Origin of the sequence: Candidatus Symbiopectobacterium sp. NZEC127 (assembly GCF_025962675.1) — a bacterium.
Classification (GTDB): domain Bacteria; phylum Pseudomonadota; class Gammaproteobacteria; order Enterobacterales; family Enterobacteriaceae; genus Symbiopectobacterium.
Window position 1 is genome coordinate 41,190 of the sequence record NZ_JAGFPG010000007.1, and the last position, 18,975, is coordinate 60,164.

Annotated in this window: 17 protein-coding genes and 4 tRNA genes; 20 read left to right on the forward strand and 1 reads right to left on the reverse strand. The window is 54.5% G+C overall.

Annotated elements, in window-relative coordinates:
- Positions 1–43 precede the first annotated feature (43 nt).
- The 11 genes from rffC to J5069_RS20250 all read left to right on the forward strand — a co-directional run bounded on the left by rffC (position 44) and on the right by J5069_RS20250 (position 8,564).
- A complete protein-coding gene (rffC, locus tag J5069_RS20200) occupies positions 44–763 on the forward strand; it encodes a dTDP-4-amino-4,6-dideoxy-D-galactose acyltransferase (RefSeq protein WP_264645550.1) in 720 nt (239 codons plus the stop codon).
- The gene (gene rffA / locus J5069_RS20205; RefSeq protein WP_264645551.1) at positions 750–1,880 is read left to right on the forward strand and encodes a dTDP-4-amino-4,6-dideoxygalactose transaminase; all 1,131 of its coding nucleotides are present in this window, start codon (positions 750–752) and stop codon (positions 1,878–1,880) included. The genes rffC and rffA overlap by 14 nt, the downstream gene beginning before the upstream one ends.
- 1 nt (position 1,881) lies before the next feature.
- Complete coding sequence (wzxE, locus tag J5069_RS20210) at positions 1,882–3,132, forward strand: lipid III flippase WzxE (RefSeq protein ID WP_264645552.1); 1,251 nt, start codon at positions 1,882–1,884, stop codon at positions 3,130–3,132.
- Positions 3,129–4,214 (forward strand): TDP-N-acetylfucosamine:lipid II N-acetylfucosaminyltransferase, encoded by a 1,086-nt coding sequence (locus J5069_RS20215; protein ID WP_264645553.1) that lies wholly within the window; start codon positions 3,129–3,131, stop codon positions 4,212–4,214. The genes wzxE and J5069_RS20215 overlap by 4 nt, the downstream gene beginning before the upstream one ends.
- Positions 4,211–5,584: an ECA oligosaccharide polymerase gene (gene wzyE, locus J5069_RS20220; protein ID WP_264645554.1), complete on the forward strand. Its 1,374-nt coding sequence runs from the start codon at positions 4,211–4,213 to the stop codon at positions 5,582–5,584. The genes J5069_RS20215 and wzyE overlap by 4 nt, the downstream gene beginning before the upstream one ends.
- A 9-nt stretch (positions 5,585–5,593) precedes the next feature.
- On the forward strand, positions 5,594–6,334 hold the full coding sequence (wecG, locus tag J5069_RS20225) for a lipopolysaccharide N-acetylmannosaminouronosyltransferase (protein WP_264645555.1): 741 nt from the start codon (positions 5,594–5,596) through the stop codon (positions 6,332–6,334).
- A gap of 220 nt (positions 6,335–6,554) precedes the next feature.
- Complete coding sequence (gene thrP / locus J5069_RS20230; protein ID WP_264645556.1) at positions 6,555–7,949, forward strand: bifunctional threonine/serine APC transporter ThrP; 1,395 nt, start codon at positions 6,555–6,557, stop codon at positions 7,947–7,949.
- 139 nt (positions 7,950–8,088) lie between these two features.
- Positions 8,089–8,165, forward strand: a tRNA-Arg gene (locus J5069_RS20235).
- A gap of 82 nt (positions 8,166–8,247) precedes the next feature.
- Positions 8,248–8,323 (forward strand) — tRNA-His (locus J5069_RS20240).
- Positions 8,324–8,346: 23 nt separating this feature from the next.
- A tRNA-Leu gene (locus tag J5069_RS20245) sits at positions 8,347–8,432 on the forward strand.
- 55 nt (positions 8,433–8,487) lie between these two features.
- Positions 8,488–8,564, forward strand: a tRNA-Pro gene (locus J5069_RS20250).
- A 124-nt stretch (positions 8,565–8,688) separates the two neighbouring features.
- On the opposite strand, the gene J5069_RS20255 is transcribed toward J5069_RS20250, so the two are convergent.
- Positions 8,689–9,498: an amino acid ABC transporter substrate-binding protein gene (locus J5069_RS20255; RefSeq protein ID WP_264645723.1), complete on the reverse strand. Its 810-nt coding sequence runs from the start codon at positions 9,496–9,498 to the stop codon at positions 8,689–8,691.
- A gap of 297 nt (positions 9,499–9,795) precedes the next feature.
- On the opposite strand from J5069_RS20255, the gene J5069_RS20260 reads away from it, so the two are divergent.
- The 9 genes from J5069_RS20260 (at position 9,796) to J5069_RS20300 (ending at position 18,753) form a co-directional block, all read left to right on the forward strand.
- On the forward strand, positions 9,796–10,869 hold the full coding sequence (locus J5069_RS20260; RefSeq protein ID WP_264645724.1) for an iron-containing alcohol dehydrogenase family protein: 1,074 nt from the start codon (positions 9,796–9,798) through the stop codon (positions 10,867–10,869).
- Positions 10,870–11,062: 193 nt separating this feature from the next.
- Positions 11,063–12,427, forward strand: a complete 1,365-nt coding sequence (gene purB / locus J5069_RS20265; protein ID WP_264645557.1) for an adenylosuccinate lyase — start codon at positions 11,063–11,065, stop codon at positions 12,425–12,427.
- A gap of 13 nt (positions 12,428–12,440) precedes the next feature.
- Positions 12,441–12,968, forward strand: coding sequence for a GNAT family N-acetyltransferase (locus tag J5069_RS20270; RefSeq protein ID WP_264645558.1), 528 nt, complete (start codon positions 12,441–12,443; stop codon positions 12,966–12,968).
- 11 nt (positions 12,969–12,979) lie between these two features.
- Positions 12,980–13,789 carry an amino acid ABC transporter substrate-binding protein gene (locus J5069_RS20275; protein WP_264645559.1) on the forward strand — a complete coding sequence of 270 codons (810 nt, stop codon included), beginning with the start codon at positions 12,980–12,982 and terminating at the stop codon, positions 13,787–13,789.
- Positions 13,790–13,857: 68 nt separating this feature from the next.
- A complete protein-coding gene (locus J5069_RS20280; RefSeq protein WP_222161225.1) occupies positions 13,858–14,529 on the forward strand; it encodes an amino acid ABC transporter permease in 672 nt (223 codons plus the stop codon).
- Positions 14,530–14,541: 12 nt separating this feature from the next.
- Positions 14,542–15,303: an amino acid ABC transporter ATP-binding protein gene (locus tag J5069_RS20285; RefSeq protein WP_264624868.1), complete on the forward strand. Its 762-nt coding sequence runs from the start codon at positions 14,542–14,544 to the stop codon at positions 15,301–15,303.
- A gap of 96 nt (positions 15,304–15,399) precedes the next feature.
- A complete protein-coding gene (locus tag J5069_RS20290; RefSeq protein ID WP_264645560.1) occupies positions 15,400–16,557 on the forward strand; it encodes a M20 peptidase aminoacylase family protein in 1,158 nt (385 codons plus the stop codon).
- Between the two features lie 273 nt (positions 16,558–16,830).
- Positions 16,831–17,184 (forward strand): hypothetical protein, encoded by a 354-nt coding sequence (locus J5069_RS20295; protein ID WP_264645561.1) that lies wholly within the window; start codon positions 16,831–16,833, stop codon positions 17,182–17,184.
- 24 nt (positions 17,185–17,208) lie between these two features.
- Positions 17,209–18,753, forward strand: coding sequence for a S10 family peptidase (locus tag J5069_RS20300; protein ID WP_264645562.1), 1,545 nt, complete (start codon positions 17,209–17,211; stop codon positions 18,751–18,753).
- Positions 18,754–18,975 lie beyond the last annotated feature (222 nt).

Sequence of the window (18,975 nt, forward strand, 5' to 3'; positions counted from 1 at the left end):
CTGTGTCAGTAACAGTAGCGTGCAAGCCATGACAGGAGAGGCGATGACAGCCACGATCTGTGCCCATGTGTTGCCGTTGGCGTGGGAAAGCGATTTTTTCGCCCTCCCCAGCGCGCGTCTGTCGTTCAGTGATGATGCGCCAGCGCTAACGCCCGCGGCGTTGAACGTCTATGCGGTGGTGCAGGCCAAGGTTTCTGCCAGCGATCTGGCGACTGTCGATGCGCTCTCTGCCGCAGGTTTCCAACTGGCAGAGAGCGAAGTGGATTTTTGCCTGCCCATCGATTCTGGCGAGGTGGCGCTTCCGGCCTGGCGCGTGGCGGATACTGCGGATATTGCGCCGTTGCGTGAGGCTGCTGCGCGCGTTTTTTCGCACAGCCGGTTTCGCGCACCCTGGTATCGCATGACGGACAGCGGTCGTTTTTATGCGCAATGGGTGGAAAACGCGGTGCGTGGCACCTTTGACGATGTTTGCCTGATCGCACTTAACGCGCAGGGTGCGCCACTCGGTTGGGTGACGCTGCGCCAGACGCAGGCGGATCGGGCGCGCATCGGCCTTCTGGCCGCGTGGCCGGGTGCATCCGGCGGTGTGGGCATGCCGCTTATGGCGCTGGCAAGGCACTGGTGCCAACAGCGGCACGTGGCACATCTGTGGGTGTCCACTCAGTTGGGTAATACGCGCGCGCTGCGCCTTTATCAACGCTGCGGCGCGCAGATTCATGATACGGCGCATTGGTTTTACAGGAGACCGCATGATTCCCTTTAACGCTCCCCCGATTGTGGGTACTGAACTGGACTATATGCAGGCCGCCATGAGCAGCGGCAAGCTGTGTGGTGACGGCGGTTTTACGCGCCGTTGCCAACAATGGCTGGAACACTATTCTGGCAGCAAGAAAGTGTTGTTAACCCCCTCCTGTACCGCATCATTGGAGATGGCGGCCATCCTGCTGGATATTCAGCCGGGTGATGAAGTGATCATGCCCAGCTACACCTTCGTTTCTACCGCCAATGCCTTTGTGCTGCGTGGGGCAACCATCGTGTATGTCGATGTGCGCCCGGATACGCTGAACATCGATGAAAGCAAGATTGAAGCGGCGATTACTGACAAGACCCGTGCCATCGTGCCGGTGCACTATGCCGGTGTGGCGTGCGAGATGGACGCCATTATGGCGCTGGCGGAAAAGTACGATCTGTGGGTGGTGGAGGATGCTGCGCAAGGGGTGATGGCGCGCTACAAAGGGCGTCCGTTGGGGGCGATTGGTCACATTGGCTGCTTTAGTTTTCACGAAACCAAAAACTACACGTCCGGCGGTGAAGGCGGTGCCACACTGATTAACGATCCGGCGTTGGTCGAGCGGGCAGAAATCATCCGCGAAAAAGGCACCAACCGTAGCCAGTTCTTTCGCGGTCAGGCCGATAAATATACCTGGCGCGATATCGGCTCCAGCTACCTGATGGCGGATATTCAGGCTGCCTACCTGTGGGGGCAGTTGGAAGCAGCCGGTCGCATCAACGAACGCCGTTTACGCCTGTGGCACAACTATTATGACGCCTTCCGCCCGCTGGCGGAGGCCGGGCGTGTTACGCGGCCCACGTTGCCGGTACACTGCCAGCACAATGCGCATCTGTTTTACCTCAAGCTGCGCGATATTGACGATCGCGCTGCGTTTATTCACGACATGAAGGATGCGGAAATTCTGACGGTGTTCCACTATATTCCGCTGCATACCTCACCTGCGGGACTGCGCTTCGGGCGGTTTTCCGGGGAAGACCGTTATACCACGCGGGAAAGCGAGCGGCTGGTCCGGTTGCCGCTGTTTTACAATCTGTCTGATATCAATCAGCGCACGGTGATCAACACCATCCTGAGTTTCTTTTCCTGATATGTCATTGGCAAGAGCGTCCTTATGGACGGCGGGTTCGACGCTGGTCAAAATCGCCATTGGCCTGGTGGTGATCAAATTGCTGGCGGTGTCCTTCGGTCCGAGCGGCGTGGGGCTGGCGGGGAATTACCGCCAACTGATCACCGTGTTGGGCGTGCTGTCAGGCGCGGGAATATTTAATGGCGTGATCATGCTGGTGGCGCGCCATCAGCCTGAGCCTGAGCCGTTGCGACAGGTGTTGGGGACGTCAGCGACGCTGATTGCGCTCTTTTCATCGGCGTTAGCGCTCCTCTTTGTGTTGGCGGCCGGGCCGATAGCCACGGCGCTGTTTGGCGACGATCGCTATCGTGACGTGATCCGCCTGCTGGCGCTGTTGCAAATGGGCATTGCCTGCGCCAACTTCTTTTTGGCTATCCTGAAAGGGTATCGGGACGCACAGGGCAACGCACTGGCGATTGTCAGCGGCAGCCTGATTGGGCTGGTGGCGTTTGTTGCCTGCTTTTTGCTGGGAGGGTACGCCGGTGCGTTGGTCGGGTTGGCGCTGGTACCGGCGTTGATTACGCTGCCCGCCGGTGTGTTGCTGTGGCGGCGCACCCCCTTGCGTTGGCAGCATCTGCGTCCGCTATGGGACCGCGCGTTTGCCACGCAGTTAGGCAAATTTACCCTGATGGCGGTGATGACGGCGGTGACGGTGCCCGTCGCCTATATCATGATGCGTAACCTGCTCGCGGCGCATGCCGGGTGGGATGCGGTCGGCTTGTGGCAGGGGGTGAGCACGATATCCGATGCCTACCTGCAATTTATCACGGCGGCGTTTTCGGTCTATTTGCTACCGACGCTGGCGCGATTGCAGGAAAAACCGGCGATTGCGCGAGAAGTAGGCCGCGCGTTGCGGTTTGTTTTCCCGGCGGTGGCTGCCGCCAGTCTCGCGATTTGGTTATTGCGCGATGTGGCTATCTGGCTGCTGTTTTCCCCGCAGTTTGTGCCGATGCGCGATCTCTTTGCCTGGCAACTGGTGGGTGATGTGATGAAAGTGGGGGCCTATGTCTTTGGTTATCTGGTGATTGCCAAAGCGGCGCTGCGCTTTTATCTGCTGGCGGAACTGAGCCAGTTTCTGTTGCTGAGTGGTTTCTCCCAGTGGTTGATTCCGCGCCACGGCGCATTGGGGGCCACGCAAGCCTATATGTGGACCTATGTGGTTTACTTTTTCCTGTGCTGTTGTGTTTTTCTTATTTATCGTAGGCGACCATGACGACACTGATTCACGTGCTGGGATCGGATATCCCGCATCATAACCAGACGCTGCTGCGCTTCTTCCACGACGTGCTGGCAACGCAGCTGCCTGCGCCCGTGGTCACGCATTTTATGGTGGTATCCGGTGATGAACGCTTGCAGCAGGCTTTTCCGGGGCTGACCTTAACCTGCTATGCCGATAAACGCGCGCTGGCGCAGGCGGTGGTGACGCGGGCGCGGGCCGATCGGCAGACGCGGTTCTTTTTCCACGGACAGTTCAATCCGTGGATTTGGCTGGCGCTGTTGGGGCGACGTATCAAACCGGCCCAGGCCTATTGGCATGTGTGGGGTGCGGATCTGTATGAAGAGGCCACACAGTGGAAGCATCGCGTGTTTTACCTGCTGCGTCGCATGGCGCAGGGACGGATAGGTCATGTCTTTGCCACGCGTGGTGATCTGGATTTCTATCGGCAGCGGCATGCTGACGTGCCTGCCTCGCTGCTTTACTTCCCCACCAAAATGAATCCGGCGCTGACGGAAGAAACCGTGACCAAACCGCTGGCCGGGCCGATGACGGTGCTGGTGGGCAATTCCGGCGATAGCAGCAATCGGCACATCGAAGCGCTGCGGGCCATTCATCAGCAACTGGGGTCGCAGGTGCGGGTGATTGTCCCCATGGGATATCCCGCCAACAACCAAGACTATATCAATCAGGTGGCGCAGGAAGGTGAAACGCTGTTTGGCCCGAAACAGTTTCAGTTGCTGCGTGAGCAGTTGGCGTTCGACGATTACCTGAACCTATTGCGCAGTTGCGATCTTGGCGTATTTATCTTCCCGCGTCAGCAAGGCATTGGTACGCTTTGCCTGCTGATTCAGTGCGGGGTGCCCTTTGTGATCAGTCGACAGAACCCCTTCTGGCAGGATCTGGCCGAACAGCATTTACCGGTGCTGTTTTACGGCGATACTTTGACGGAAGCGGTGGTGCGTGAAGCGCAACGCCAGCTCGCGAGCGTGGATCAACGTCGCATCGCGTTCTTCCAGCCTAACTATCAGCAAGGCTGGCACGATGCCTTGACGTTGGCGGCGGAGACGAAACGATGACACAGGGTGAATTCGGCGGCTTGGTCGTGGTGTATCTGTTTGCCGTCTGCTTTATTCTTTTTTTGACCTGGAAGGAGTTTCGTCGCGTACGCTTTAACTTTAACGTACTGTTCTCCATCCTGTTTCTGCTGACGTTTTATTTCGGTTTTCCTTTTACCTGCCTGCTGGCGTTTAAATTCAATGTGGCGGTGGTGCCTGCGACCTATCTGCTTCAGGCGCTGCTGTCGGCCACCGCGTTTTACGCCATCTATTACGTGACCTATAAAACCCGGCTGAGGGCGCAGCGCAGGCCGCCCGGTGAGTCATGGCTCGTGATGAATCGCGTTGAAACGCACCTGACGTGGCTATTGCTGGCGCTGGTGGCCGTGGTAACAGTGGCTATCTTCTTTATCAACAACGGTTTTTTGCTGTTTAAACTGCGCTCCTACAGCCAGATTTTTTCCAGCGAAGTATCCGGTGTCGCCTTAAAGCGCTTCTTCTATTTCTTCATCCCCGCGATGCTGGTGGTTTATTTCCTGCACCAGACGCGCCGCGCCTGGCTGCTGTTTCTGGTGGGCACCGTCGGGTTCGGAATACTGACCTATCTGATTGTCGGCGGTACGCGAGCCAATATCATTATCGCTTTTGCCCTGTTCTTGTTTATTGGCATCCAGCGCGGTTGGATCACGCTGTGGATGCTGGTGGCGGCGGGGGCGGTGAGCGTTACCGCCATGTTCTGGCTGGCGTTAAAGCGCTACAGTCTGGACGTGAGCGGTGCGGAGGCGTTTTACACCTTCCTGTATCTGACGCGCGACACCTTCTCTCCGTGGGAAAATCTGGCACTGCTGTGGCAACACTACGATGACATCGAATTTCAAGGGCTAGCCCCTATCGTGCGTGATTTTTACGTGTTTATTCCGTCCTGGCTGTGGCCCGCGCGCCCTAATCTGGTGCTCAACAGCGCTAACTATTTCACCTGGGAAGTGCTCAATAACCACTCCGGGTTGGCGATTTCGCCGACGCTGCTGGGATCGCTGGTGGTGATGGGTGGCGTGCTGTTTATTCCGCTCGGCGCCATTGTGGTGGGCCTGATCGTCAAGTGGTTTGATGCCCTGTATGAATCGGGCCGTCGCAGCCAGAATCGCTACAGCGCGGCGGTGCTGCAAAGTTTCTGCTTTGGTGCCATCTTTAACCTGATGGTGCTGGTGCGAGAAGGCGGCGATGCTTTCGTGTCACGCGTGGTGTTTTTTATCCTGGTGTTTGGGCTGTGCGTGCTGGTGGCGAAGTTGCTGTACTGGCTGTTTGAACGTGCGGGCCTGATTCGCCAGCGTTGGGCGCGTTCGCCATCCGTAGCGGCCACCTTGGCCCCACACACTCCGGATACGCCATAAGGAACCCTCATGGAAAACCCCGCTTCTGTCCCGCTTTATCGCATTCGCAATATCCCACTGCACGGGTTTGCGGATCAAGCCGCCTGTCTGGCCTACCTTTTTGCCGAGGGAGAGGTAAAAACCGGTACGTTAGTGGCAATCAATGCCGAGAAAGTGTTGGCGGCCGAGCAGGATAAACCGCTGTGGGATCTGATTGCCGAGGCCGAATACAAGTATGCCGACGGCATCAGTATTGTGCGCGCCATCAGGCGTAAATATCCGCAGGCGGAGGTAACGCGTGTCGCCGGGGCCGATCTGTGGGAAGCGCTGATGCAAAAAGCCGGTGCGGAAGGCACCCCGGTTTTTTTGCTGGGCGGAAAACCGGCGATACTGCGCCAGACCGAAGAGAAACTGCGGGCGCAGTGGCAGGTGAATATCGTCGGCAGCCAGGATGGCTATTTTCCGCAGGAACAGCGCGATGCGGTGTTTGAGCGGGTGCGCGCCAGCGGGGCGCGTATCGTTACGGTTGCCATGGGATCCCCTCGCCAGGAGATACTGATGCGTGACTGCCGTCGTTACCATCCGCAGGCGCTGTATATGGGCGTGGGAGGCACTTACGACGTTTTCACTGGACACGTGAAACGCGCGCCTCTGGCGTGGCAGCGCTTAGGGCTTGAATGGCTTTACCGGCTGTTGAGCCAACCCAGCCGCATTACGCGTCAGATTAAGCTATTAAAATTCCTCGCCTACTACTTTAGCGGACGCCTGTAACGGCGTTACGCTCTGCCTAGCCATCGCTATTTGTTATGACAATCGGCTCTTAAAACAAAATTGTTATTCCCATTTGATTTTAAATGACTATTTGCTAATCAGGAAAAAATGCAGAAGGATATGCTGCCGAAAATGCACTAACCCGCTCGAAAGCGGGATGGGCACACTACAACCCGGTATGAAACCGGGAGGAAAACACAACATTTAAGACTGAGGATCTATGGCTAACGAGGAAGAATCACAAGGCAAGCTTCACCGCGGGCTTGAGGCGCGACATATTGAGCTGATCGCGCTTGGCGGAACGATTGGCGTTGGGCTGTTTATGGGCGCGGCGAGCGCATTGAAGTGGGCCGGGCCGTCTGTGCTGCTGGCGTATATCGTCGCCGGGATATTCGTTTTCTTTATCATGCGCTCAATGGGCGAAATGCTCTATATGGAACCGGTCACCGGCTCCTTTGCCGTGTATGCGCATAAATACATGAGCCCGTTCTTTGGTTATCTCACCGCTTGGGGCTACTGGTTTATGTGGATGGCGGTCGGGATTTCCGAAATCACCGCTATCGGCGTTTACGTGCAGTACTGGTTCCCGGAACTGCCGCAGTGGATCCCCGCTATCGTGTGCGTGGCGCTGGTGGCGCTGGCCAACCTGGCCGCAGTGCGTCTGTACGGTGAAATCGAATTCTGGTTTGCCATGATTAAAATCACCACCATTATCGTGATGATTGTGGTCGGCGTTGGCATTATCTTTTTTGGTATTGGTAACCATGGTCAGGCGACCGGCTTTGCCAATTTGACCGAGCACGGCGGCTTCCTGGCCGGTGGTTGGAAAGGGTTGTTGTTTGCGCTGTGTCTGGTGGTGGCCTCTTATCAGGGCGTTGAGCTGGTCGGGATCACCGCCGGTGAAGCCAAGAACCCTAAAATTACCCTGCGTCGCGCGATTAACAACATCCTGTGGCGTATTCTGATTTTCTACGTGGGTGCCATTTTTATCATCGTCACCATTTTCCCGTGGAATGAAATTGGCACCGCTGGCAGCCCGTTTGTGCTGACCTTTGCCAAAATCGGGATTACCGCCGCAGCCGGTATCATCAACTTTGTGGTGCTGACCGCTGCGCTTTCAGGCTGTAACAGCGGGATGTACAGCTGTGGGCGTATGCTTTATTCACTGGCAAACAACCGTCAGCTACCGGCCTGGATAGGTAAAGTCACGGTCAGCGGCGTGCCTGCGGCAGGTGTTGCTGTCTCTATTGTTTGTCTGCTGCTAGGCTCGGCGCTAAACTACATTATTCCCAACCCGGAAAAAGTGTTCGTCTATGTCTACAGCGCCAGCGTGCTGCCGGGCATGGTGCCATGGTTTGTGGTGCTGATAAGCCAAATACGCTTTCGTCAGCAGCATCAGGCGCAATTGGCGGGTCATCCGTTCAAATCCGTGCTGTTTCCGTGGGTGAACTACCTGACCATGGCCTTTTTGCTGTGTGTACTGGTGGGTATGTATATCAATGAAGACACGCGGATGTCATTATTGGTCGGCGTCGCGTTTCTCGCCGCCGTTAGCGTGATTTATGCCGTGCTGGAAGGGCGTAAAAAACAGGCATTAACGGCACCCGAAGCCTGATTAATGGGTGGGGAGAGTCACTGGCTGTGTGTTTTCGATACGAAATGCGCAAAGCATAAGCAAACGCATCATTTCGATAAAAAAAGCACTAGACAGGCAGAGATTAAATCCGTACTATCCCCACCCGCAACGGCGCTATGCGCCCGTAGCTCAGCTGGATAGAGCGCTGCCCTCCGGAGGCAGAGGTCTCAGGTTCGAATCCTGTCGGGCGCACCATTCATTGTGTGCAAGAGCTGCGGTGGTACAATTCACCGTAAGGGAAGTACCGGTTTTATCGTTAGTTGTAAGCAGTACATTGGTGGCTATAGCTCAGTTGGTAGAGCCCTGGATTGTGATTCCAGTTGTCGTGGGTTCGAGTCCCATTAGCCACCCCAGATTCAGATGTTCGTGAATGTATGCGAAGGTGGCGGAATTGGTAGACGCGCTAGCTTCAGGTGTTAGTGTCCTTCGGACGTGAGGGTTCAAGTCCCTCTCTTCGCACCAACGAACGTCATCAACATTCAGTGTGTTTACACTGATAACGTTGAAAAAAGTATTTCGGCGAGTAGCGCAGCTTGGTAGCGCAACTGGTTTGGGACCAGTGGGTCGGAGGTTCGAATCCTCTCTCGCCGACCACTTTCTGTGAAAAGCGGCTGTTCCTCAGGAACAGCCGCTTTTTGCTTTCTGGCATCTGTCTTTCTGGCATCCGTATAGCCTGTTCGTTGGAACAACGCCCCCGTTGTGCGAGGGCGAAAACCGCTTATTCCGCTTTACCGCCTTCCAGCACCTTATCACTGCCGAAATACTTCTCCGCCAACGCTTTTAACTGGCCGCTCTGGCGCAGTTGTTGCAGCTTCTGATTGAATTCCGCCAATAACTTGTCGCCTTCCGCCGTTTTGGCAAACGGGAACGTGACCTGCTCATTGGAGATGGGTTCACCCACCAGTTTCAGCGGCAGGTGGCGTTTATTAATCTCTGCTAACAGGATGGGGCGGGAATTGACGTAGCCTTGAACGCGGTTGTTGATCACATCATTCATCGCACCGTCGCGGGTTTCATAGGTGCGGATGGTGACGTCATTGTTGGGAAAGGCATTGCGCAGGTTGGTTACGTGGGTCGAGCCTAAAACGCCGGATACGGTTTTGCCCTTGAGATCGTCCAGCGATTGAATATCTTTGTTCTCAACGCTGGTGACGATTTGCGACGCATAGGTGAGGTAAGCGTCAGTGAAGTTGTACTTTTTCTGGCGCTCGGTGGTTTTCACGAAATTATTGGCGACGGTATCCAGTTTCCCCGCTTCCAACTGGCCCATCAGGCCGCTGAAATCGGCAGTAGTCCAGGTAATCTGGTAGCCCAGTTCGTGGGCGATGGTTTCTGCCACTTCCACGTCATAACCTACCAGCGTACCGTTCTCTTTGTAAGAACCCGGGAAGCTTTGGCCCGTAGTGCCCACCCGCAGCACCTTACTCTGCGTTTCCGCGCTCTTGTTATTATCGCAGCCAGCCAGCGTCACGGCGGCAATCAGGGTCAGCAGCGCGGCACTGACGTGGCGGGTCAATTGGATTTTCATCATGGGGTTCCTGTTTCAACGTTCCTGGTTTAAAACGAAATCGGGTTAAAAATTTGCAACGCGCTCATCAGCCCTGAGGGTAATGGCAGGCTAACAACAGTGGGATGCACATTGAGGGGAAGTGAGGGAGCGTTGTTTATTTGAAAAACTATATCATTCAAAACAAACAGGAATTTATATCATCACGTTATATCTTATCACCATTTGCTCGGTTACAACCTGCTGGCAGGCTTTTACTATTACAAGTTATAGCCTGTGCGCAAGAGTTGGCACAGCGTAGAAAATCAAGGGATTACCGTGTTTGCCATCAAATCTTCCGGTGTTTATCACCACCAGTCTGGCCTGCTTTCACGTGTCGGTGAACTGATCGCGCCGTTTTCGCGCCACATTGCCGTATTAACCAGTCCACGCGCCTGGGCCGCGGTGGAACGTGCACTCTCCACCAGTTTGACGCAGTCCGACGTCCAGTTTGAGGTGTACCTGCTGGAAGGGGAATGCACGCGTGAGGCGATTGCACATCATCAGCATGAGATAGCTCAGCGCGGTATGCATGTCGTCCTCGGTGTTGGCGGTGGACGCGTGATGGATTGCGCCAAAGCGGTCGCTGACGGGCTGGAGAACGGACAGGCGATCACCCTGCCGACCATTGCCGCTACCTGTGCGGCCTGGTCCCCGATCAGCATCCTGTATGATGAACAGGGTGGGCATCAGGGAACGCAGGTATTGCAACACATGCCGGTGATGGTGCTGGTGGATAGCGACGTGATTGCCCGCAGCGATGTGCGCTATCTGAAAGCCGGGATCGTCGATGCGCTGGCTAAATGGTATGAATTTCAGCCCTATCTGGCGAAGAACGGAGATAATTTGGCGCTGAGCCTCAAGGTTCAGGTGGCGACGCTCGCCCGCGATGCCTTTGTACAATGGGGCGAGCAGGCGCTGAGAGACAATGCCGAACAGCGGGTGACTGTGGCGCTGCAAAAGGTGATTGATGCCAATATCGCGCTGGCCGGACTGGCAAACAGCATGCGCGATGATTCACCCTCGCCGGGCGTGGCTCATGCAATTCATAATCGTATGACGCACGTTCCTGAACTGCATGACTGGTTGCACGGTGAAAAAGTGGGCTACGGCCTGCGGGTGCAGTCGCTAGTGGCGCGCGGCGACGGTTCGGTCGATCCCGATTTGCTGGCACAGTTGCAGCGCTATGATGCCCCCGCACGCTTGCCGGTGGCGGAAGCGCGCTATGCCGAACTGGCTGACACGCTGTCCCGCAGCTTTAAATTTCCTGCTGCCAGCGCCGCGCTGCTGCCGTTTTCGCTAGCGCCAGAGGTGATTCAACGGGCCGTATTAACCACGCAATACAGCAAGTAATGCGGTTTTGCAGAGTGTGATGGATATCAATATAGCGTTATGTCTGGATGTGTGGTAAAGGATCTCTCTTCCTATCTTCTGAATATAAGATAGATCCAGAAGATATATAGGGGCCGATTTGTCGCATGCTATATTCCCAAGATTAGAACGACGACAAAAATCCCGCCTGACACATCCAACGAACGAGTAAGCTATGGCATCACATCTCATTGATTTTCTCCTCATCGGGAACAACTTTGGCACGCCCGAAATGCGTGCTGTCTGGTCAGAACATAACCGCCTGACGAAGCAGGTTGACGTTGAAATTGCGTTGGCGCTGGCCGAAGGCGAACTGGGCGTTATCCCGGCCGACGCGGCACAAACCATTGCCGCGAAAGCGGATGCAAGCGCACTGAATGTGGAAGAGATCGCGCAGGACGCGGTCCGTATGAAGCACTCCCTGATGCCCACCATCACCGCGATTCAAAAGCAGTGTGGCGACGCGGGCGAATACATTCACTATGGCGTGACCACGCAAGATATCGTGGATACCGCCACGGTGCTGCAATTACAACAGGCCTTTGCCATTGTTGAGCGCGACACGCAATTGATGGCAGTTGAGTTGAAGCGGCTGGCGAAGAAGTATCAGCATACGCCGATGACGGGGCGCACCCACGGCATGCAGGCGTTACCGACCACGTTTGGCTTTAAACTGGCGGTGTGGCTGGATGAGTTTGTTCGCCATCTGGAGCGTCTGAAAGAGATCAAAGCCCGCGTATTGGTGGGTAACGTGAACGGCGCGATTGGCACCTATGCCTCGTTTGGCGAACTGGGACCGCAGATTGAGCGCCTGACGCTGGATAAATTGGGGCTGGGCACACCGAATATTGGCTGGCAGTCTGCGCGCGATCGCTTCTCCGAATATGCCTCCGTGGTGGTGCTGATCAGCGGCACGCTCGGCAAGATCGGCAACGAACTGTATAACCTGATGCGCACGGAAATCAACGAAGTTGAAGAGCCGTTCTCGGCAGGGAAAATTGGCTCCACCACCATGCCGCACAAACGTAACCCGGCGGCATTGGAAGGGCTAGCCAGCCTGACCGCACCCATTTTCAAAAGCGCATCGCTGATTCATGAATCCATGAAAGTGGAGCACGAGCGTGACGCCATGAGCTGGCGCGCCGAGTGGATCGCACTGCCGGAAGTGAACATTTACCTCTCTGCACAGTTGCAGAATGCGCTGGGTATCCTGCGCGGTATGTCGGTCAATGAAAAGCAGATGCTGGCGAACCTGGAACTGCAAAACGGCCTGTTGCTCTCTGAGAAAGTGATGTTTGAAATTGGCAAACGCATGGGCAAACAAACCGCGCACCATCTGGTGTACGAGTGCTCCATGAAGGCGTTTGAACAGGATCGTCACTTTAAAGACGTACTGCTGGAAGATCCGGTGCTGTCGGCGCAGGTTACCGCACAGGAACTTGACGCGTGGCTGAACCCGGTCAACTATTTGGGCAGCGCACCGCAAAAAGTGGATGAAGTGATTCGTTATGCCGACAACTCTGGCCTGCTGCCAGCGTAAGTGAGCGTCAAACATGAGTATGGTTTTTCGCCAGCTCACGCTGGAAGATGACGAAGCGTTTCTGGCGTTGGCGTTGGCGGCCTATGAACCGATTCGCCAACTGGGCATTCACTTTGCTGCGGCTGAGGCGGATATCGATAGGGTGCGTCGCCATATCACGCGCCACGGTGTCTATGCGCTGGAAAAAGACGGCGTGATGGTGTCGTCTTTTAGCATCCGTTACCCTTGGGGACCGGAGCCGGGCCCGTATGGTTTGCCGCACTTGGGGTGGTTCGCCACCCACCCGGACTACAAAGGGCAGGGGTTTGGCCGCCAGATGATGCAGTGGCTGGAAGAAACGGTGCTGATTGGGCAACTGAAAGCACCTGCGGTTTCTTTGGGCACGGCACAGAGCCATCCTTGGCTTATCGACATGTATAAGCATTACGGTTTTAACGAAGTCGGGCAGGCGAATCTGGGTAAAGGCCACCTGACGATTTATATGGAAAAAGTGTTGGACCAGGATGGTTATCACCAGTGGAAGAAGAAAAATTCCCAATGAGAGGCATGAACATGATAATGAAAAAACTGACTTTGTCTGCGTTAGCGCTTACCACTGCCTTTCTGATGGCTGGCTGTGATTCTCAGGACAAAAAAGCAGCGGCAGGCGGAGAAGCCAGCACGGTGCTGCGCGTAGGTTCTACCGGACAAAGCTACCCGAGCGGCTTTAAGCAAGATAACAAGCTGGTGGGTTTTGACGTTGAAGTCACTGAAACCATCGCCAAAGATCTGAATTACAAAATCGAGTGGGTCACCGCCGATTTCAGCGGCCTGATGGGGCAGTTGGAAGCGAAAAAACTCGATACCGTGGCCAACGTTGTGGCGATTACCCCGGCGCGCAAAGAAAAGTATAACTTTGCCGATGTTTACAGCTACTACGGCAGCCAGATTGTTACGCACAAAGACAACGCCGATATCAACACGCTGGATGACCTGAAAGGCAAAACCGTAGCGGGCGTATTGGGCTCTAACCACGTCAATAACCTGAAGAAAGCCTTTTCTGACGGCAGCGTGACCATCCGCACCTATGAAACCCGCGATGGCGCAATGAATGATGCGTTGTCCAAGCGCGTGGAAGGCTACGTGAACTCCCGCCCGATCCTGTTGGCCGAAATCAACAAGCGTAACCTGCCGTTCAAACTGGTTGGCGATCCGCTGGTGATTGAGGAAGTCAGTTTCCCGTTCCACAAAGATGAAAAAGGCGACAAGCTGCGTGAGCAGTTCAATGCCGAGCTGGCGAAAATGCGCGCTGATGGCCGTCTGAAAGAGATTTCCGTGAAATATTTCGGTGAGGATATTACCGCCGCACCGCAAGCTCACTAACAGACGCGCTTTTTGTCATCTCTTTTCCACCGGTGCTTGCGCCGGTGGAAGCATTAATGGTACTGCTCATGAATATCGATTTTGCTTACCTGTTGAAGGTGTTTCCTCAGGTTTTGCTCTATTTACCGACCACGCTGCTGTTAGCCGTGGTATCCATGATTTTCGCCATGATACTGGGTCTGGTGCTAGCGCTGCTGCGGGAAAGCAAGATCACGGTATTGGTGAAGGTCATTGAGTTTTATATCTCGCTGTTTCGCGGCATTCCGTCGCTGGTTCAGCTGTTTATTATCTACTTCGGTTTGCCGCAGCTGTTCCCGGCGCTGAGCGATTTGACCGCGATGTCGGCGGCGATTATCGGTTTCAGCCTGAAAACCTCGGCGTACATGGCGGAGATTTTCCGCGCCGCGCTGGCCTCGGTCGATTGGGGACAAACGGAAGCTGGGCTGTCGATCGGCATGAATCGTTCGCAGATTTATCGCCGTATCGTGCTGCCGCAGGCGATGCTCAATGCGCTGCCTGCAACAGGTAACACCTTTATTTCACTGATCAAAGACACCTCGGTTGCCTTTGCGCTGGGCGTATCTGAGCTGTTTGCTGAAGGTAAGATGATCGCCGCAGAATCGCTGCGTTTCTTTGAAACCTTCCTGGTGGTAGGGCTGATTTATTGGCTGGTCATCATCGTTTATTCCAGACTGCAAAACTGGCTGGAAAAGAAACTGAACCACTCATTACAGCGCTAAGGAGACGCCGCCATGATCAGTGTAAAAAACCTCTCAAAACGCTTTGGCGACAAAGTGGTGCTGGACAATATCAGTCTTGATATCGCACAGGGCGAAGTGGTGGCGATTATCGGGCCATCCGGATCGGGTAAATCTACCCTGCTGCGCTGCCTCAACCTGTTGGAAAAGCCGGAGTCCGGCACGATTGAAATTGGCGATCGCGTGCTGGATACCCGTCGTTACAGCACCAAGGAAGCCTACGCGCTGCGTCAGCAAACCGCGATGGTGTTCCAGAACTACAACCTGTTCAAAAACAAAACCGCGCTGGAAAACATCACCGAAGCGCTGATTGTTGTGAAAAAAATGCCGAAGAAACAGGCGCAGGAGATCGGGCTCAGGCTTATCGAGCAGGTCGGCCTGCTGCCGGAAGCCCATCAGTATCCGGTGACGCTGTCCGGCGGGCAGCAGCAGCGCGTCGGTATCGCGCGGGCGCTGGCCGTGGATCCGAAAGCCATTCTGTTTGATGAACCCACCTCGGCGCTGGATCCGGAACGCGTGCACGAAGTGCTGCAAGTGATTCAAAATCTGGCGAAAAACAGCACCACGATGGTTATCGTGACCCACGAGATGCAGTTTGCCAAAGAGGTTGCTGACCGGGTGATTTTCATGGCCGACGGGCATATCGTCGAGCAGGGCCCCGCTGAGCAGGTGATCAGTTTCTCCGATAACCCGCAGACGCAGCGTTTCTTACGCCAGATGACCAAGATGCCGGAGCATACGGAATACGACATCTGACGATGTGGTGATATACGCTATTTAAAATGACAACACCCTGCTTAACGCTGGCTCATCCCGCGGCGTTAAGCACGGACAGTGTGGAGAATATACATCGTGAAAACAGCACCTCAGCATGCGCCATTAGCGCAATTTATTCAGGCGTTCCGGCACGATCTGCACCAGAACCCTGAATTATCCAACCAGGAATTTGAAACCACCAAAAAAATCCGCGCCGCGCTGGAGAAGGAAGGCATCCGCATTCTGGACCTGCCGTTGAAAACCGGTCTGGTCGCCGAAGTCGGCGGCGTGCAGGATGGCCCGTTGGTTATCGTACGTTCAGATATCGACGCGCTGCCCATTGAAGAAGAGTCCGGCGTGGCATTCACCTCTCAGCGTCAGGGCGTGATGCACGCTTGCGGGCACGATTTTCACTCCTCCGCTGCGTTGGGTGCCGCCATTTTACTTAAAGGCATCGAGTCCGAGTTAAAAGGCACGGTGCGCATTCTGTTCCAGGCGGCAGAAGAAACCGGGCTGGGCGCGCCAGAAGTGATCGCGACCGGTGCGCTGGATAATGCCGCAGCCATCTTTGGCATTCACAACGACCCAACGCTGCCCGTTGGCGTGGTGGGAGGCAAAGACGGTGCGTTGACGGCGGGCGTGGACCGTTTTGAAATCAAGATTGCCGCCAAAGGCTGCCATGCGGCCAAACCCCATGAAGGCAACGATCCGATTATCATTCTCGGCCAGTTGATTAGCGCGGTGCAGACCATTATCAGTCGCACGGTGCCTGCGGATGATACCGCCGTGGTGTCAATCACTCAGGTACACAGCGGCAGCACCTGGAACGTGATCCCGGATACCGCCTACGTGGAAGGCACGGTACGCACCTTTAGCCAGGCAGCGCGCGATGTGATCGAACAGCGCTTCCGCCAGATTGTGGCAGGCATTGCCAGCACCTTTGGCGCTGAGCTGGAGTTTATCTGGCACGCCGGGCCACCGTCCGTGGTCAATACGCCGGAATGGGTGGACTTTGCCCTGCGCGTTGCCGATGAAGAAGGCTTTGAAGCGCGTCGCGTGGATGCCAGCCCGATTGGCGAGGATTTTGCCTTCTATCAGCAAAAACTGCCGGGTACCTTCATGATGGTCGGTTCGGGCGGGCCTTTTGCGCTGCATCACCCGAAATTCCGCGTTGATGACAGTGCGCTGTTCCCTACTGCGCACTACCTCCATCAGTTGGCGAAACAGAGCCTGGAACAACTGGCTTCTCGTTGATGCTTCGCTCCGCGCCGTTCTCACGGCGCGGAGCATCTATTTATATACCCGTCATACTTCTCGTTGCGTTCGCTTGCGTTATTAAGAGAATATCCCTGTTTTTATTTAGACAAAACAGCTAAATACCTTTCATTTGTTGCTCGATACTTCCCTTTTTAATAGTAAACGCAAGTTAAACGATGTGTCATTGATCGTATCAATTGCTATGCAGAGAATGAACCAATAATACGATTTTATGCCGAAGGTAGGAAATCTGTATTAAAAGGAATCGAAATGACGTTTAAATTTACATTATTTTTTGCCACGCTTCTGCTTTCTGGTTGTACGACACAATGGGTAAAAAGCAGCGCAAATGCTGATGATTTCACCATCTCGAAAGGTGCCTGTGAAGCGCTGAGCGAGGAAAAATTCCCCGTGAAAAATGAGGTGGCGCAGCGAACGCAATATACGTCCTACTATTTGCCGTGTGGAAAAAAGGACGACTGTAAAAATGAAAAATATATCAGTGGGCAACGGCCAGAAACACAAAGTTATGTGATGGATGTTAATAGTGGTAGCCGTCAGGCCCTTTTCAATCAGTGCATGAAATTGAGGGGATGGACATCGGAAACCAAATGGTTCCCATAAGGACAGTAATCTAAAAGGAATACCATGAATAACCTGCAACGTTATGTTTTTATATTTTTGTCTTTATGTTTTAGTTCCGCGTTTGCCATGGCGTCGCCGCCGCCGCTACCTGAACAGGCTCAGGCGTTGAATGATGTGGTGGTGAGCGAAGGGAAAGTGAAACTTAGCCAGGGTCGCCTTGACTATCATGCCGAAGCGGGCGCATTAGCACTCAACACCGACGATCCCGAGGAACCGATCGCGACCTTGTCCTATGTGGCTTACTTCAAGACGGTAGATAAGATGGCGAAGCCGGAGAATCGGCCGGTCACGTTTATTTATAACGGCGGTCCGGGTTCTTCTTCCGTCTGGCTGCATATGGGCGGTTTAGGGCCAAAACGGGTGGTCACCAGCACGCCGGACAAACCGGTATTGCCGCCTTATCCCGTTATCGACAATGCCTATTCTCTGTTGGATGTCAGCGATCTGGTCTTTATCGATGCGCCGGGCACCGGGTTTGGTCAGTTTATCAGCCATGCTGCCAATGCTCAGGAGCGGCAGGCACAGAAGCACCAAAAGGCGAATGACGCCTACAGTATTGATGGAGACGCACAGGCGTTTGCGCAATTTATCACGCAGTTTCTGAGCCGCTATCAGCGCTGGAATGCGCCGCGTTACCTGCTCGGTGAGAGCTACGGCACCACACGCACGGTGGCGCTGGCTAACCGGCTAAAGGTGCAGCACAACGTGGATGTTAACGGTATTATTTTGCTGTCGCAGTATCTGAGCCAGGATATTGATATCGATCGTCCCGAATCCAACCCCGGCATCGATCAGCCCTATTATCTGGCGCTGCCGACCTATGCGGCTATCGCCCATTATTATCAGCAGCCACCACACGTCGCTGAAAACCTGGATCATTTGCTGACTGAAGTTGAGCAGTTCTCCCTCGGCCCTTATGCTCAGGCGTTAGCTCAGGGCAATCTGTTGCCAGAATCACAGAAAGCAGAACTCGCTGAGCAGCTTGCCCGCTACACCGGTATACCCGCGCGCGAGTGGGTTAAGGCCGATTTGCGCATTTCAGGCCCGCTGTTTGTCAAAAAACTGCTGGCAGAGCAGGGCGACACCGTCAGCCGCACGGATGGTCGCTACCGTGGCGCTTCGCTGGACAGAATGGCTGCACGAAGCGATTACGATCCCGTTATGACTATCGGCTCGGGGTTTATTTCGGCGTATCGCGACTATCTGGCAAAGGGATTGAACGTGAACACGCTGCAAGACTATGTTTCTGACTCGAATGCCATTTACCATTGGAATATGACGCCAGAAAACCGTTCTTTCAATCTGCTGCCTGCATTGTCCGAAACCATGAAAATGAATCCGCGTATGAAAGTGATGGTGCTCGGGGGGATTTACGATCTGGCGACACCTTACTTTGTCGCGCAATATCACCTTAATCACCTCTCTTTGCCGGAAAAACTGCGCGCTAATCTGCAATTTCATCGGTATGAGTCGGGGCACTTGCCTTATCTTGACGACAAATCGTTGCAACAGTTACACCAGGATTTGCATGGCTTTATTGCGGGGTAGTCCAGCTGACTGTTGGAAAATGGCGACAGAAGCCATATTTATATGTCTCCATTAGGAGACATATAAATATTTGAAATTAAACAAAAAGAAATAAGCATTAGCATTGTGTCTCTATATGGAGACAGTTGGCGCATTCGTGCGTGGCGGACGCTGTCACTGATGAGGACGTTGTGCCAACCAGATGACTTTTAAATTATATATTTTTCAATTAGTTAATTTTTA

Excerpts from the sequence above, each read along its gene's own strand:
- wecG (WP_264645555.1), top strand. The coding sequence starts at position 5,594 with ATGGAAAACCCCGCTTCTGTCCCGCTTTATCGCATTCGCAATATCCCA.
- rffA (WP_264645551.1), top strand. The coding sequence starts at position 750 with ATGATTCCCTTTAACGCTCCCCCGATTGTGGGTACTGAACTGGACTAT.
- J5069_RS20285 (WP_264624868.1), top strand. The coding sequence starts at position 14,542 with ATGATCAGTGTAAAAAACCTCTCAAAACGCTTTGGCGACAAAGTGGTG.
- J5069_RS20300 (WP_264645562.1), top strand. The coding sequence starts at position 17,209 with ATGAATAACCTGCAACGTTATGTTTTTATATTTTTGTCTTTATGTTTT.
- wzyE (WP_264645554.1), top strand. The coding sequence starts at position 4,211 with ATGACACAGGGTGAATTCGGCGGCTTGGTCGTGGTGTATCTGTTTGCC.
- J5069_RS20270 (WP_264645558.1), top strand. The coding sequence starts at position 12,441 with ATGAGTATGGTTTTTCGCCAGCTCACGCTGGAAGATGACGAAGCGTTT.
- thrP (WP_264645556.1), top strand. The coding sequence starts at position 6,555 with ATGGCTAACGAGGAAGAATCACAAGGCAAGCTTCACCGCGGGCTTGAG.
- J5069_RS20295 (WP_264645561.1), top strand. The coding sequence starts at position 16,831 with ATGACGTTTAAATTTACATTATTTTTTGCCACGCTTCTGCTTTCTGGT.
- J5069_RS20280 (WP_222161225.1), top strand. The coding sequence starts at position 13,858 with ATGAATATCGATTTTGCTTACCTGTTGAAGGTGTTTCCTCAGGTTTTG.
- rffC (WP_264645550.1), top strand. The coding sequence starts at position 44 with ATGACAGCCACGATCTGTGCCCATGTGTTGCCGTTGGCGTGGGAAAGC.
- J5069_RS20275 (WP_264645559.1), top strand. The coding sequence starts at position 12,980 with ATGATAATGAAAAAACTGACTTTGTCTGCGTTAGCGCTTACCACTGCC.
- J5069_RS20215 (WP_264645553.1), top strand. The coding sequence starts at position 3,129 with ATGACGACACTGATTCACGTGCTGGGATCGGATATCCCGCATCATAAC.
- purB (WP_264645557.1), top strand. The coding sequence starts at position 11,063 with ATGGCATCACATCTCATTGATTTTCTCCTCATCGGGAACAACTTTGGC.
- wzxE (WP_264645552.1), top strand. The coding sequence starts at position 1,882 with ATGTCATTGGCAAGAGCGTCCTTATGGACGGCGGGTTCGACGCTGGTC.
- J5069_RS20255 (WP_264645723.1), bottom strand. The coding sequence starts at position 9,498 with ATGAAAATCCAATTGACCCGCCACGTCAGTGCCGCGCTGCTGACCCTG.